This is a genomic window from Finegoldia sp. P1-F-LS, from assembly GCF_052932205.1.
Window position 1 is genome coordinate 188,731 of the sequence record NZ_JBRFJH010000001.1, and the last position, 13,773, is coordinate 202,503.

General features: G+C 29.3%; 15 protein-coding genes. 13 read left to right on the forward strand and 2 right to left on the reverse strand.

What is annotated here, in order from left to right; translation table 11 throughout:
- Positions 1 to 2: 2 nt before the first annotated feature.
- The 13 genes from ACU68Y_RS01180 to ACU68Y_RS01240 all read left to right on the forward strand — a co-directional run bounded on the left by ACU68Y_RS01180 (position 3) and on the right by ACU68Y_RS01240 (position 12,138).
- On the forward strand, positions 3 to 683 hold the full coding sequence (locus tag ACU68Y_RS01180) for a metallophosphoesterase (protein ID WP_094229805.1): 681 nt from the start codon (positions 3 to 5) through the stop codon (positions 681 to 683).
- 1 nt (position 684) lies between these two features.
- Entirely contained in the window at positions 685 to 1,227 is a 543-nt protein-coding gene (locus ACU68Y_RS01185) for a class IV adenylate cyclase (RefSeq protein WP_012290576.1), read from the forward strand.
- Positions 1,228 to 1,246: 19 nt separating this feature from the next.
- The gene (gene topA, locus ACU68Y_RS01190) at positions 1,247 to 3,313 is read left to right on the forward strand and encodes a type I DNA topoisomerase (RefSeq protein WP_446755238.1); all 2,067 of its coding nucleotides are present in this window, start codon (positions 1,247 to 1,249) and stop codon (positions 3,311 to 3,313) included.
- 115 nt (positions 3,314 to 3,428) lie between these two features.
- Positions 3,429 to 4,238 (forward strand): 30S ribosomal protein S2, encoded by an 810-nt coding sequence (gene rpsB / locus ACU68Y_RS01195; protein WP_002838265.1) that lies wholly within the window; start codon positions 3,429 to 3,431, stop codon positions 4,236 to 4,238.
- Positions 4,239 to 4,316: 78 nt separating this feature from the next.
- Positions 4,317 to 4,991: a translation elongation factor Ts gene (tsf, locus tag ACU68Y_RS01200; protein ID WP_002838199.1), complete on the forward strand. Its 675-nt coding sequence runs from the start codon at positions 4,317 to 4,319 to the stop codon at positions 4,989 to 4,991.
- A gap of 121 nt (positions 4,992 to 5,112) precedes the next feature.
- Complete coding sequence (gene pyrH / locus ACU68Y_RS01205) at positions 5,113 to 5,832, forward strand: UMP kinase (protein ID WP_002838447.1); 720 nt, start codon at positions 5,113 to 5,115, stop codon at positions 5,830 to 5,832.
- The gene (frr, locus tag ACU68Y_RS01210; RefSeq protein WP_002838260.1) at positions 5,825 to 6,382 is read left to right on the forward strand and encodes a ribosome recycling factor; all 558 of its coding nucleotides are present in this window, start codon (positions 5,825 to 5,827) and stop codon (positions 6,380 to 6,382) included. The genes pyrH and frr overlap by 8 nt, the downstream gene beginning before the upstream one ends.
- 206 nt (positions 6,383 to 6,588) lie before the next feature.
- A complete protein-coding gene (locus ACU68Y_RS01215; protein WP_446755239.1) occupies positions 6,589 to 8,358 on the forward strand; it encodes an NlpC/P60 family protein in 1,770 nt (589 codons plus the stop codon).
- 98 nt (positions 8,359 to 8,456) lie between these two features.
- The gene (locus ACU68Y_RS01220) at positions 8,457 to 9,095 is read left to right on the forward strand and encodes a helix-hairpin-helix domain-containing protein (RefSeq protein ID WP_304140199.1); all 639 of its coding nucleotides are present in this window, start codon (positions 8,457 to 8,459) and stop codon (positions 9,093 to 9,095) included.
- 13 nt (positions 9,096 to 9,108) lie between these two features.
- The gene (gene selD, locus ACU68Y_RS01225; protein WP_446755240.1) at positions 9,109 to 10,173 is read left to right on the forward strand and encodes a selenide, water dikinase SelD; all 1,065 of its coding nucleotides are present in this window, start codon (positions 9,109 to 9,111) and stop codon (positions 10,171 to 10,173) included.
- Between the two features lie 7 nt (positions 10,174 to 10,180).
- Positions 10,181 to 10,879: a response regulator transcription factor gene (locus ACU68Y_RS01230; RefSeq protein ID WP_002838404.1), complete on the forward strand. Its 699-nt coding sequence runs from the start codon at positions 10,181 to 10,183 to the stop codon at positions 10,877 to 10,879.
- Positions 10,880 to 10,919: 40 nt separating this feature from the next.
- A complete protein-coding gene (locus ACU68Y_RS01235) occupies positions 10,920 to 11,504 on the forward strand; it encodes a peptidylprolyl isomerase (RefSeq protein ID WP_002841716.1) in 585 nt (194 codons plus the stop codon).
- A gap of 1 nt (position 11,505) precedes the next feature.
- Positions 11,506 to 12,138 (forward strand): thymidine kinase, encoded by a 633-nt coding sequence (locus ACU68Y_RS01240; protein WP_002838263.1) that lies wholly within the window; start codon positions 11,506 to 11,508, stop codon positions 12,136 to 12,138.
- Between the two features lie 21 nt (positions 12,139 to 12,159).
- Here ACU68Y_RS01240 and ACU68Y_RS01245 read toward each other — a convergent pair whose 3' ends face one another.
- Together ACU68Y_RS01245 and rodA are read right to left on the reverse strand one after the other, a co-directional pair.
- Positions 12,160 to 12,630, reverse strand: a complete 471-nt coding sequence (locus ACU68Y_RS01245) for an S-ribosylhomocysteine lyase (protein WP_154273815.1) — start codon at positions 12,628 to 12,630, stop codon at positions 12,160 to 12,162.
- 8 nt (positions 12,631 to 12,638) lie between these two features.
- Positions 12,639 to 13,742 (reverse strand): rod shape-determining protein RodA, encoded by a 1,104-nt coding sequence (rodA, locus tag ACU68Y_RS01250; RefSeq protein WP_002838149.1) that lies wholly within the window; start codon positions 13,740 to 13,742, stop codon positions 12,639 to 12,641.
- Between the last annotated feature and the right edge of the window lie 31 nt (positions 13,743 to 13,773).

The window sequence follows — 13,773 nt, forward strand, 5'->3', positions numbered from 1 at the left end:
TTATGATATATGCAATAGGTGATTTACATCTGGATTATACAAAAGAAAAATCGATGGATGTGTTTGGTGATAATTGGGATAATTATGAAGAAAAGATATTTCATAATCTAGGAAAATTGGATGATGAAGATATTATACTCATACCAGGAGATATTTCCTGGGCTATGCAATTAGATGATGCTCTTGTAGATTTGAAAAGAATCGATAAGAGTCCTGGCAGAAAAATATTAACTAGGGGTAACCATGATTATTGGTGGTCTGGTATAAGTAAACTAAGAAAACTAGATTTGGAATCTATTAGTTTTATTCAAAATGATTCACTTGATTTAGGAAATATTAATATATGTGGCTCGCGTGGATGGCTTGATCCGACAAGTAAAGAAGCTACAGAAAAAGATGAAAAAATTTTCCAAAGAGAAATATTAAGAGTTAATATGAGTTTGGAAAGTGTTAGAAATGACAATGATATTATTATGATGCTTCATTATCCACCTTTTGATATTAACAAACAGCCCAATGAGTTGTTTAATTGTTTAAAAAATTATAATGTTACAGATTTAATATATGGACATTTACACGGTTACGGTCATCTAAATGTCGTAGAAGGGAAAATTGATGGAATAAATGTACATTGTGTATCATCAGATTATATAGATTTTAAAGTTAAGAAAATTAAGGAATAATATGGAAAAAGAATTAGAATGTAAGGTGTTTACTGATGATTTTAATGCTTTAATGGATAAAGCTATTGAAATGGGAGCTAAAATGATAGCTCACGAAATACAAGATAATATTTTAATCGAATCTAATGATTTTGATTTAATTAATAATAGTGATTATCTTAGAATTAGAATTACAGAAGATATTTTCAATAACAAAACTAAGAAGTATCTAACTTATAAAAAAAGGATTAATGATACAAATGTTAGACATTATGATGAATATACTATAGAATTTGATAACGAAGAAAACTTGAAACAAATATTAAGATTTGTTAAATTAGATAAGCAATCTTCATCTAAAAAAGAAAGAAAATCTTTTGAGTTTATGGGTGCAAGATTAGACTTTGATCGTTGGGATAAAGATTTTTATCCATACCCATATTTAGAAATTGAAGTTAAAAATGAAGAACATTTGACTCAGATTATAAATAAATTGGGAATAAGAAAAGATCAAATTTCTACAGAATCTATAAGTGAATTAAGATTAAAATTACAAGAAAATTAATAGAAAGGATAGACTTTTAATGGCAAACAAAAAGCTAGTAGTAGTGGAATCTCCAACCAAAGCAAAAACAATTCAAAAAATGTTAGGCTCTGGATATAAAGTTGTAGCTACTATAGGTCATTTAAGAGATTTACCGAAAAGCAAACTGGGAATAGATATAGAGAATGATTTTGAACCACAATATATCAATGTTCGTGGTAAAGCTAATGTTATTAATGCTTTAAAAAAAGATTATAAGAATTCTCAAAAAATATTCTTGGCAACTGACCCTGATAGAGAAGGAGAAGCCATTTCTTGGCATTTGTGCTATTTATTAGGAATAAATCCGAAGGAAGAAAATAGAGTAAAATTTCAAGAGATAACAAAAGACTCCGTAAAAGAAGCAATCAAAAAGCCGGAAGCTATTGATTTAAAATTGGTAGATGCTCAACAAGCAAGAAGAGTTTTGGATCGTATTGTAGGTTATAGCATTTCTCCATTATTATGGAAGAAAGTTAAATCAGGACTAAGTGCTGGTAGAGTACAGTCTGTAGCATTAAGACTAATTTGTGAAAGAGAAAAAGAAATAAGAGAGTTTGAGCCAGAAGAATACTGGTCCATTCATGCAAACTTATCAAAAGATAAATTAGATTTTGATTCTGAACTATATTATTCAAAAAGCAATAAATCTAATAAAATAAATATAAAAAACAAAGATGAAGCTGATAAAATTTTAAATGATTTATCTGATAAATTCGTTGTAGACTCAATAAAGCAACAAAAAAAAGCAAGAAAACCATACGCTCCATTTACAACATCGACACTTCAACAAGAGGCATATAAAAAGTTATATTTTCAAACGTCAAAAACGATGAGAATTGCTCAACAGCTATATGAAGGAATTAGTTTGGGAAGCGAAGGGTCAGTAGGTTTGATTACTTATATGAGAACTGATTCAACAAGGATTTCTCAGGTTTGTGTTAATGATTGTTTAGATATTATTAATGAGCTTTATGGAAAACAATATGCAACAAGAGGATATGATTATTCCAAAAAGAAAAAAGGATCACAAGATGCACACGAAGGAATTAGACCATCGTCTGTAAAAAGAAGACCGAATGAAATTAAAAAATATTTGACCGAAGATCAATACAAACTATACAAATTGATTTGGGAAAGAACTGTTGCTAGTCAGATGAAAGATGCTAGATATTTATCTACATCAATTGATTTTGATAATAATGGATACACCTTTAGATCTAATGGCAATGTCGTTATTTTCGATGGATTTACAAGAGTTTATTCATTAAATACTAAAGATAGTGAATTACCAGAATTAAAAGATAGAGAACCTATATCTTCAAATGAAATCGAACCTAAACAGCACTTTACTAAACCAAAACCTAGATATACAGAAGCAAGTTTGGTAAAAACGCTAGAAGAAGATGGTATTGGTAGACCAAGCACTTATGCGTCTATTATTAGCAGTATTTTGTCCAGAAATTACGTTGAACTTAAAGAAAAAAAATTCTATACAACTGAAATTGGTGAAAAAGTTTGTGAATTTGTAGTTAAATACTTTGATTCAATTATCAATGAAAAATTTACTGCAGAGATGGAGAATGAATTAGATAATATTGCCGAAAACGACGTTGAATGGAAAAAAGTAATTAGAGATTTTTATAATGGATTTAATGAAGATTTAGTTAATGCAAAAAATGCACAAGATAAATTTAAAGTTAAAGATGAACCAATTGGAAGAAAATGCCCAGAATGTGGCAATGATTTGGTAATAAAGCATGGAAGAAACGGAAAATTTATCGGATGCAGTGCATTTCCTGAGTGTAAGTACACAGAAACGATAGTAAAAGATACAAAGGTAAAATGTCCAAAATGTGGACATAGAATTATTGAAAAAGTGTCTAAAAGAGGTAAGGTTTTTTATGGATGCGAAAATTATCCAAATTGTGACTTTGCTTTATGGGATAAACCTACTGGAGAAAAATGTCCTGAATGTGCAAGCTTATTAGTTCATAGAAAAAATAGACGTGGTGAATCCGTACTTTGCTCTAACGAAAAATGTAATTATAAAAAGCTTGAAAAATAAAATTATTTATGATATACTTTCTAAGTAAAACACACAGCCGATGATACAAATACAGTTGCTTAAATGTCGTATTTGTAGGTGAGTCGTCTGGAGGAAAAAAAACGGAGGTAGAAAAATGTCAGTAGTATCAATGAAATCATTGTTAGAAGCTGGGGTTCACTTTGGACATCAAACAAGAAGATGGAACCCAAAAATGTCAAAATTTATATTTACAGAAAGAAATGGAATCTATATAATAGATCTTCAAAAAACTGTAAAACAAATTGACGATGCTTACAATTATGTAAGAGACATCGTTGCAGATGGTGGAGAAGTGCTTTTTGTTGGAACAAAAAAACAAGCTCAAGAAGCAATTGAAACAGAAGCAAAAAGATGTGGACAACACTTTGTAAGCCAAAGATGGTTAGGTGGTATGTTAACAAACTACAAAACTATCAAAACAAGAATTAATAGACTTCACAAATTATATGAAATGGAAGAAGATGGAACTTTCGATCTTTTACCTAAAAAGGAAGTTAGCCAATTAGAAAGAGAAAGAGAAAAACTTGAAAAAAATCTTGGCGGTATCAGAAAAATGAACAAAATGCCAAGTGTACTTTTCGTAGTTGATCCTAAAAAAGAATACATTGCTGTTCACGAAGCAAAAATATTAGGAATACCAGTAGTAGGTATTGTAGATACAAACTGTGATCCAGATGAATTGGATATTGCTATTCCTGGTAATGACGATGCAATTAGAGCTGTAAAATTATTAACATCTACAATTGCAGATGCTGTTATAGAAGCAAATCAAGGTCGTGAAGATTCAGAAGATGTTTATTCTGAAACTGAAAATGATACTGAAGAAACAGATGAAGAATTAGTATCAGAAGAAGATTTAAAAGAATTTGTAGAAAATTCTGAAGAAGAATCAGACGAAGAATAATAATATATAAGCGACAGTTAAACTTAAAATTAAATAATTGTTTGACAGTCGCTTTTTAATTTAATTGGAGGTAATAAAATGGCACAAATTACTGCTAGTATGGTTAAGGAATTAAGAGAAAAAACTGGTGCAGGAATGATGGATTGCAAGAAAGTTCTTTCTGAAGCAGATGGAAATATTGAAAAAGCAGTTGAGCTTTTAAGAGAAAAAGGACTTGCAGGAGCAGAAAAGAAAGCTGGAAGACTAGCATCTGAAGGTATTGTTGAAACTTATATTCACGGAGGAAAGATAGCTTCTTTAGTTGAAATTAACAGTGAAACAGATTTCGTTGCTAAGAATGAAGAATTCAAAAATTTTGCAAAAGATATAGCAATGCAAGTTGTAGCATCTAATCCAAAATATGTAAGTCGTGAAGAAGTTCCAGCTGAAGAAGTTGAAAAAGAAAAAGAAGTTTTAATTCATCAAGCATTAAATGAAAATGATGGAAAAAATATTCCTGAAGATAAAGCAAAAATGATTGCTGAAAAGAAAGTAGAAGGAAGAATTAATAAATTCTATTCACAAATTTGTTTGTTAGAACAACCATTCATTAAAGATCCTAATAAAACTGTAGAACAATTACTAACAGATTTAATTGCAAAAATTGGTGAAAACATTAAAATTCGTAGATTTGCTAGATTTGAAGTTGGTGAAGGTCTAGAAAAGAAAAACGAAGATTTTGCTGAAGAAGTAAAAAAACAAATGGGTCAATAAAAATTATTGCTGCAATATTTATATTGCAGCTTTTTTATTTTACATATTATCATATTGATTTTAAAATCTTAATTTGGTATGATTAATTAAAGAAAACCTTATTATTAATTAGGAGGAAATTTTGAGTTTAAAATATAAAAGAGTTCTATTAAAATTAAGCGGTGAAGCTTTAAGTGGAGATCAAGGACATGGACTAGATGACGATATTATAGAAAGCATTTGTGATGCCATAAAAGTTGTTCATGATGAAGGGTTAGAAATAGCTATAGTTGTTGGCGGTGGTAATTTCTGGCGAGGTAGATCTTCAAAAATAGATAGAGCCACATCTGATTCAATGGGAATGTTGGGTACAACTATAAATGCTTTAAGATTACAAGCATCATTAGAGGCAAAAGGTATTCAAACTAGGGTTCAAACTGCGATAGATATGAAACAAGTTGCAGAACCTTATATTAGAAGAAGGGCTATAAGACATATCGAAAAAGGTAGAATTGTAATATTTGCAGCAGGAACTGGATTGCCTTATTTTTCAACTGATACAACAGCGGCTTTACGTGCAGTAGAAATTAATGCAGATGTTATTTTAGCAGGCAAAAGAGGAACTGACGGTATATACGATTCTGATCCAAATAAAAACAAAAATGCCATTAAATATGATAAATTAACTTATATTGATATTTTGAACAAAGGTTTAGGTATAATGGATGCAACTGCTACATCACTTTGCATGGAAAATAATATGGGTTTAGTGGTATTTGGAATAGATGATCCTAAAAATATAATTAGAGTTTCTCATGGAGAGAATATAGGAACAATTGTTGAGGGGGATAAAAATGAGTAAACAAATTTTAAAAGATATGGAAACAAAAGCTGACAAAACATTACACGCACTAAAAGAAGAGTTAAAAACAGTAAGAGCTGGACGAGCTAATCCAAGTATATTGGATAACATTATGGTAGAATATTATGGCACTTCAACACCTTTAAAACAAGTAGCTACTATTTCTGCACCTGAAGCTAGACTACTTACAATTCAACCATGGGATAAATCTATAATGAAAGAAATAGAAAAACAAATTCAAGCTTCAAATTTGGGAATTACTCCTTCTAATGATGGAACTATTATAAGATTACCATTTCCACAATTAACTGAAGACAGAAGAAAAGAATTGACTAAGGTAGTTAAAGAATATGGTGAAAAATCAAAAGTTACTATTAGATCTATAAGAAGAGATTTTGTAGACGATGCAAAAAAAATGGAAAAGAATGCAGAAATTTCTGAAGATGAATTACACGTACTATTAGATGATATCCAATCTTTAACAGATAAATTAACAAAAGAAATTGACAATATTGTTACTGATAAAGAAACAGAATTAATGGAAATTTAATAAATTAATATTGATTAAAAAATCTATTCTAATGAGAATAGATTTTTTTTTGGTAAATAAATCAAATTGTAAAATCTCCAATTATGACAAAAATGTTACAATTATTACTTTTTTGAAACTTATTTGTAACTTTTTTGTTGAATTTACTTGACATATGTTTTTTATTCTTTTAATATAATCTTAGGATGTATTAGGAGGAAGTTAATATGAATAAAAAAGGACTTGGCTTATCTATAGGATTGGCTTCAGTTATAGCTGTAGGAACTTTTGTATCGCCTTATTTAAGTTCTACAACTTTAATAGGAAACAATAGTATTGAATCAAATCAATCACTTGATTCAAAATATTCAGTTGCAGTAAAAAACGACTCGACATTGAATCAAAGAGCTGAAGAAAAAGAAAAAGCACTTAATGAAATAAGAAATTCACAAGTAAGAAACGTATTAAATGATTCCACAAAAACAATATCTAAAAAACAAGATGATAAATCTAAAGAAGAAATTAATTCTGAAACAAAACAAGAAAAAACAAATAAGCAAGAATTGATTGCTTTCAGTAATAACGTTTCTACATATAAAAATAAGAGTGAAAAAGTAGATACAAAAAAGGATTCAAATAATAAAGAAGAAAAACATGCAAAAGAAGTTATTGGGAAAACTTCTGTAGCTGAAATTTCAAAAAAATCAGAATTAAAGAAAGAAAAATCTGAAGTTGCTTCATTAACTCTTTCAAGAAATTCTGAAAATGAAGAAGAAAAAATTTATTCAAACATAACAAAATCAACAACTGGAGATTTGTTTGTAAGAGAAAAAGCGGATAAAGATTCTGAAGCAATAGGTGTTTTGCCAAAAGATACTAAAGTTGTTGTTAAAGATAATAGCTATAATGCTTGGGCAAAGATTAACTATAAGAACAAAGAAGCATACGTAAGTAAGAGCTTCTTAGCTAATGAAAAATCAAATAAAAAAGTAATTTCAGAAAGCAAAAAGGAAGTTTCTAAAAAAAGTCCACAAACTAAAACTAAAAAATCTGAAGGAAAATCTAAATCCTCTGAAAAATTAGTAGAAATGTGGGTTAAATCTCCAGTTTATCTAAGAAGCGATAAATCAATCAGTTCTGATAAACTAGGTGTTTTAGAAAAGAACACTAAAGTACAAGGTAAACTTGAAGATGGATGGTTTAAAACTTCTGCAAATGGGAAAAATGGTTTCATTAGTTTAAAATATTTGCAAAATAAAGAAATAAAAGAAAAAGCATTCGATAAAATTCAAACTTCAGAAATTAAAAGTAATGAGCAAATAAAAAGCTCAAAATCTACAAGCTTTGAAGGAACAAACTATACAGGATACGTAAAAGAATCTGTAAATGTTAGAGATAATGATAGCATGGATTCTAATGTTGTTTCAGTATTAGAAAAAGGCACTAAGGTTAGCGGAATCAAAGGAAAATATTGGATTAAGATTTCAGAAGGAAGATATATTTCCGTAAATTATGTACAAGATGATAAGGTTGATTTAAACCAATCAAGTAATGCAGAATCGACAGATTCATATAAAAAAGAATCTAAAGCTAAAGTTGTAAGATCTAACGAAGGTGGTTCTGGAAGTGCTGTGGCACAAGCTGCATATAATTATTTGGGAGAAAAATATGTATGGGGTTCAGCTCAACCAGGCGTAGGATTTGATTGTTCAGGATTAACAAGCTATTTATATAATAAAGTATGTGGTATATCGCTTTATAGAAACTCAGCAGCGCAGTCAAATAATGGATATCCTGTAAGTAAAAATAATTTAAAGCAAGGAGATTTATTGTTCTTTAGCACAAATGGTTCTGGAAGTATATCACATGTTGGTATTTACGTAGGAAATGGAAAAATGATTCATGCCTCAACTCCAAGTACAGGTGTAATTATTTCAGATATTGATTCGAATTATTATTCGGATACATTCGTAACAGCTAGAAGAATTCTTAATTAAAAATATAGGCTATTAGTATTAATACTAATAGCTTTTTTTATTGGACGAATTGCTTAAGCTTGTGATATTATTATATATATGGATAAAAGAGGCGTGTTATGAACTTCAATTTTTCTAAGGATAAGATTATCATAGGTATAGCAATTATTGCTTTAGCTGGTTTTGGTTACTATAAATCAAGTTCTGATAGTTTAAATAGTAATCAGATTCAATCTATTGTTGATACAAAACAAACTGATAATATAAATAATCAATCAGAAGTTGAGAATAAAGAAAATGAAGATAATTCTTCGAAAATGTGCCAGATAGATGGTTGTGTTAATAAGCCAGGAGTTTACTCTTTTAAAAAAGATGATAGAATTAAAGATATTATTGATTTAGCTGGTGGATTTACAAAAGATGCTGATACTAAGAGTGTTAATTTGGCAATGAAGCTAAAAGATGAAATGAAAATTTTTATTCCATCAAAAAATGAAACTTCAAAGCAACAAAACCATGATACCGAAAACTCACAGATAGTTACCTTAAAGGATAACAACTCAACCAATCTTGTAAATATCAATACTGCAGATAGCAATAAACTTCAAACATTACCAGGTATTGGACCATCTAAAGCAAAGAAAATAATAGAATTTAGAGAGAAGAATCAATTTAAAAAAATTGAAGAACTAAAAAATGTCGATGGTATAGGTGAAAAAACTTTTGAATCATTAAAAAGTTTAATAACTATAGATTAAAGGAGATAAAAAAATGTTAGACAAAAAGTACAAAACAATTAAACCAGAAGATGTAAAATTAACTGAGTTTACTCAAACGGCGGGATGTGCAGCAAAAATCGGACCGGGCAAGTTGGCTGAAGTGCTAAGCCATCTTGAAAAAATTAATGATGAAAATCTAGTTGTTGGGTTAGATACAAGTGATGACTGTGCAGTATATAAAGTAAGAGATGATTTATGTTTAATTCAATCTTTAGATTTCTTTACACCAGTTGTTAATGATCCATACACATTTGGTCAAGTAGCTGCAGCAAACTCTTTAAGTGATTTATATGCTATGGGATCTGATCCTTTGTTAGCCTTAAATATTGTTTGTTTTTCAGATTGTATGAATCAAGATATTTTAGTAGAAATATTAAAAGGTGGAGCTGATAAAGCTAAAGAAGCTGGATGCCTTTTAGTAGGTGGACACACTATACAAGATGATGAACCTAAATATGGTCTATCTGTAACTGGAATCAATCATCCAGATAAAATCTGGGCAAATTCCACTGCTAAGGTAGGAGACGTTATTGTTTTAACTAAAAAGCTAGGAGTAGGGATTGTAAATACAGCTATTAAAGGCGGAATGGATAATCAAAAATTATTTGACGAAGTTATCAAATCTATGTCTACTTTAAATAAATATGCCAAAGAAGCTTGTGACGGATTAGATGTTCACGCTGCTACTGACGTAACAGGATTTGGATTATGTGGCCATGCTCTAGAAATGGCAAAAGGTTCAAACTTGACTATAGAAATTGATTCTAAAAACTTACCTATCTTTGAAGGTGTGGAAGAATTCGTTAATTTGGGTTTAGTTCCAAAAGGAGCATATGATAATAGAAACTTTATTAGAAATGATGTAAAAATTAGCAAAAATGTAAGTAGCTTTGTAGATGATGTAGTTTTTGATCCTCAAACTTCAGGTGGATTATTAATTGCTTTATCAGAAGATGACGCTAATAAACTTGTTAAGAAGCTTCATGAATCTGGACAAGTTGGAAATATTATCGGAAAAGTAAAAGAAAAGGCAGATCACTTTATAGAAGTTATCTAATTGATTTATGAAACTTAGAATTCTATTAGTTTTTCCTTCAAGCGTCTATAAAGATGAGATTATTCTTAATTTTTCAAATGATGAAAATTATGAAGTATCTGAATGTTCAACAATTCAAGACGCACTTGAAAAACTAAAAAAAGGTTACTACGATTTTTTGCTGTGTGATATGAATTTTTCGGATGGGACAGGTTTAGATTTCAAAAAGGAAATTAGTAAATTATATTCTATTCCTACAATTTTTGTTAGTGATGAATCCGATGATATGAAAAAAATTTTGGCTCTTGAATATGGAGCGGATGATTATGTAGTTTATCCATTTAATATGCTGGAGCTTAAAGCTAGAATTAGAGCTGTCCTTAGAAGAACAAAATCAGATTTTGATAGTGAAAACAAAAATTCAAATATAATGCAAATAGGTGGATTCGAGTTCAATCTGATATCACGAAGTGTAAAGAGATATGGTCAAGATGTAGAGTTAACTGGAAGAGAATTCGAATTACTATATGCACTTGTTTCTAATAAAGATAAAGTTCTCTCAAGGAAGGAATTAGCAGCGAAATTATGGGAAGACGCACAATCTCATATTCGAACTGTAGATGTTCATATTAAAAGATTAAGAGAGAAAATCAAAGACAACGAATCAATAATAATAAGAACAAAATGGGGAGAAGGATATTACTTCTCTTCAAATACAAAACTTTAAACTGCTTTTATAAAGCAGTTTAATTATTTATGGAGGAAATATGTATCAAACAGATATACCTAAAAAAGATCAATTAATTGCAAATATAACTACAAATTTAGGAGAAATAAAAATTTGCTTGTTTGAAAATGATGCTCCAAATTGTGTAGAAAACTTTGTGACTCATGCAAAAGAAGGATATTATGATGGAACAATTTTTCATAGAGTTATTAAAGATTTTATGATTCAAGGAGGAGATCCACAAGGAAGTGGATACGGCGGAGAAAGCATTTGGAAAAAGCCATTTGAAGATGAATTTTCTGAAAATTTAAAAAATATAAGAGGAGCATTATCAATGGCTAATTCTGGGCCAAATACAAATGGATCTCAATTCTTCATAGTTCAAAATAATTCAATTAGAAAAGATTATATTAAATATCTTGATGAATGTGATTTGAACGAAGAACAAAAAGATTTTTATAAAAATAATGGCGGTTGTTTTTGGTTAGATGGAAAGCATTCTGTATTTGGGCAAGTTTTTGAAGGAATGGAAGTTGTGGATAAAATCGCAAGAGTTGATACGGACTTTTCAGATAAACCTTTAGAAGATATTATAATTAACTCAATAGAAATTTCAAGGAGTTAGTATGCATCAATACAGAGGAAAACTTATAGTGCATACGGGATCTATGTTTTCAGGGAAAACATCTAGTTTGTGGAAAGAAGTAAATAGATTTAAGATTGCTAAATATAATGTTGTTGTATTTAAACCAAGAATGGATTCTAGATATTCAAAGGAAAAAGTAGTAACTCATGATAAAAACGAAATAGAAGCAATAAATGTTGATAATATTGATGATATAGTCGAGTATACAAAAACTCATGATGTTAATGTAATTGCAATAGATGAGATACAATTTATAAATTCTAAAGCTGATCATTTTGTAAAACAAATTAATTATCTTTTAGAGAAAGGATTTACAATAATAGCTGCTGGTCTTGACATGGACTATAAAGCCAAGCCATTTCAACTTGTTAAGGAATTATTACCAATATGTGATTACGTTGAAAAACATCATGCGGTGTGTGCTGTATGTGGAAACGACGCATGGGTAAGTTATCGTATATCAGACGATAAAAACAGAATACAGTTGGGAGCTAATGAAGCATATCTGCCGTTATGTAGAAAACATTATATTGAAAAAATGAATGAGAAGAGGTTAACTGAACTTCAAACAACGTATTTAGATAAAAATAGAGCAAAGAAAAACACAATTTAGATAAACTAAATTGTGTTTTTTCTATTCTGGATATATTAAATTTTCTTTTTTTATGTTATTTATAACATTTAAATATTTATTAGAGTAGAATTTCGCCATACTTAAATTCATATCTGAATAATTCCCGCAGTCTTTAGCTGATTGACCAGGTATTTCACCTTCGTAATTAGATATAAATTCAAAAAGCTCTTTAATTAAACCTACGATATCTTCAGATTTTTTATCTCCAACTAATATTAAATAAAAACCTGTTCTACATCCCATCGGTCCAAAATAAATTACTTCATTTTCTAGTTTGTTTCTTAAAAAAGTAGCTCCTAAATGTTCTATTGCGTGAACTTCTGCTGTGTTCATAACGGGTTCTCTATTAGGCGCTGTTATTCTTAAATCGAAAGTAGTTAGTACTTCATTACTTAAATAGTCTTTTCGTGATACATAAATGCCTGGCATTAATTTTAAGTGATTAATTTTAAAACTTTCTATTTTATTCATACTTCCTCCTAAATGAAATTTAATGGGTCTTTTTGAATTGATGACGATATTATCAAACCAATTGAAATTAAGTTAATAATTTGAAATGTTCCACCATAACTAAAGAATGGTAAAGGAATACCTGTAATAGGCATTACTCCGACAGTCATTCCTATATTTTCGAATATGTGGAATAAGAACATCGCCGCAAATCCAATTGTTAATAATTGCGAGTATAAATTATCTGAATTTTGAGCGATAACCACACATCTGTAAAGCATTAATGCGTATAATAAAATTAGAATAAATCCACCTAAGAATCCAAATTCTTCAACTAATACTGCAAAAATAAAATCTGTTTGTTTCTCAGGAATAAAATTATACTGACTTTGTACTCCTTTTAAAAATCCTTCACCTGTAAATTTACCTGAACCAATAGCAATTTTGCCTTGAAGAGCTTGCCATCCTGTGTTGGATAAATCTCTTTCAGGATGAAGAAAATTTAGTATTCTATCTCTTTGAAACTGATCAAGTCTCAAATATAAAAAAGGTAAGCTAACTATACCTAATATAATTGCACTTATCAAATATTTCCAATCAATTCCGGCGGTGAATAGCATTACAATTATTATAAATGTATATACCATAGCTGTTCCAGCATCAGGTTGTTTTAAAATTAATGCTACTGGAATGAAAGCAAAAATGAGTATTTTTAATAATGTTTTTGGATTATTTAAGCTATTTTTATTGGATTCTATTATATTTGCAAGCGAAATAATAAGAACTATCTTCATTATTTCAGAAGGTTGAAAATTTATTGGTCCGAATTTAAACCAACTTCTAGCACCCCACTCGTCACCGACACCAAAAAATAAAACTAAAACAAGTAGAACATTACAAATTATGTACATTGGAATGTTAAGTTTTTTTATTATGTGATTATCAAGTGAAATTATAAATAAAACGATAATTATTCCAATAATTGTGGCAATAATCTGCTTTCTGAAATAGTGATTGGATAAACTTGAACCAGCACTGTATAAAACTATAAGCCCGTAAATTACAAGAATTACAACACTAATGATTAGAGTTTTATCTATTTTTGATATATTTTTTTTGTTAATATTAAACATGTCTCACTTCCTCATGTAGTATTATAACATA

What these genes read in the sequence shown, in the direction of transcription:
- ACU68Y_RS01220 (WP_304140199.1), top strand. Translation starts at nt 8,457, where the DNA reads ATGAACTTCAATTTTTCTAAGGATAAGATTATCATAGGTATAGCAATT.
- ACU68Y_RS01180 (WP_094229805.1), top strand. Translation starts at nt 3, where the DNA reads ATGATATATGCAATAGGTGATTTACATCTGGATTATACAAAAGAAAAA.
- rodA (WP_002838149.1), bottom strand. Translation starts at nt 13,742, where the DNA reads ATGTTTAATATTAACAAAAAAAATATATCAAAAATAGATAAAACTCTA.
- ACU68Y_RS01245 (WP_154273815.1), bottom strand. Translation starts at nt 12,630, where the DNA reads ATGAATAAAATAGAAAGTTTTAAAATTAATCACTTAAAATTAATGCCA.
- selD (WP_446755240.1), top strand. Translation starts at nt 9,109, where the DNA reads ATGTTAGACAAAAAGTACAAAACAATTAAACCAGAAGATGTAAAATTA.
- ACU68Y_RS01230 (WP_002838404.1), top strand. Translation starts at nt 10,181, where the DNA reads ATGAAACTTAGAATTCTATTAGTTTTTCCTTCAAGCGTCTATAAAGAT.
- topA (WP_446755238.1), top strand. Translation starts at nt 1,247, where the DNA reads ATGGCAAACAAAAAGCTAGTAGTAGTGGAATCTCCAACCAAAGCAAAA.
- rpsB (WP_002838265.1), top strand. Translation starts at nt 3,429, where the DNA reads ATGTCAGTAGTATCAATGAAATCATTGTTAGAAGCTGGGGTTCACTTT.
- ACU68Y_RS01185 (WP_012290576.1), top strand. Translation starts at nt 685, where the DNA reads ATGGAAAAAGAATTAGAATGTAAGGTGTTTACTGATGATTTTAATGCT.
- tsf (WP_002838199.1), top strand. Translation starts at nt 4,317, where the DNA reads ATGGCACAAATTACTGCTAGTATGGTTAAGGAATTAAGAGAAAAAACT.
- ACU68Y_RS01215 (WP_446755239.1), top strand. Translation starts at nt 6,589, where the DNA reads ATGAATAAAAAAGGACTTGGCTTATCTATAGGATTGGCTTCAGTTATA.
- ACU68Y_RS01235 (WP_002841716.1), top strand. Translation starts at nt 10,920, where the DNA reads ATGTATCAAACAGATATACCTAAAAAAGATCAATTAATTGCAAATATA.
- frr (WP_002838260.1), top strand. Translation starts at nt 5,825, where the DNA reads ATGAGTAAACAAATTTTAAAAGATATGGAAACAAAAGCTGACAAAACA.
- ACU68Y_RS01240 (WP_002838263.1), top strand. Translation starts at nt 11,506, where the DNA reads ATGCATCAATACAGAGGAAAACTTATAGTGCATACGGGATCTATGTTT.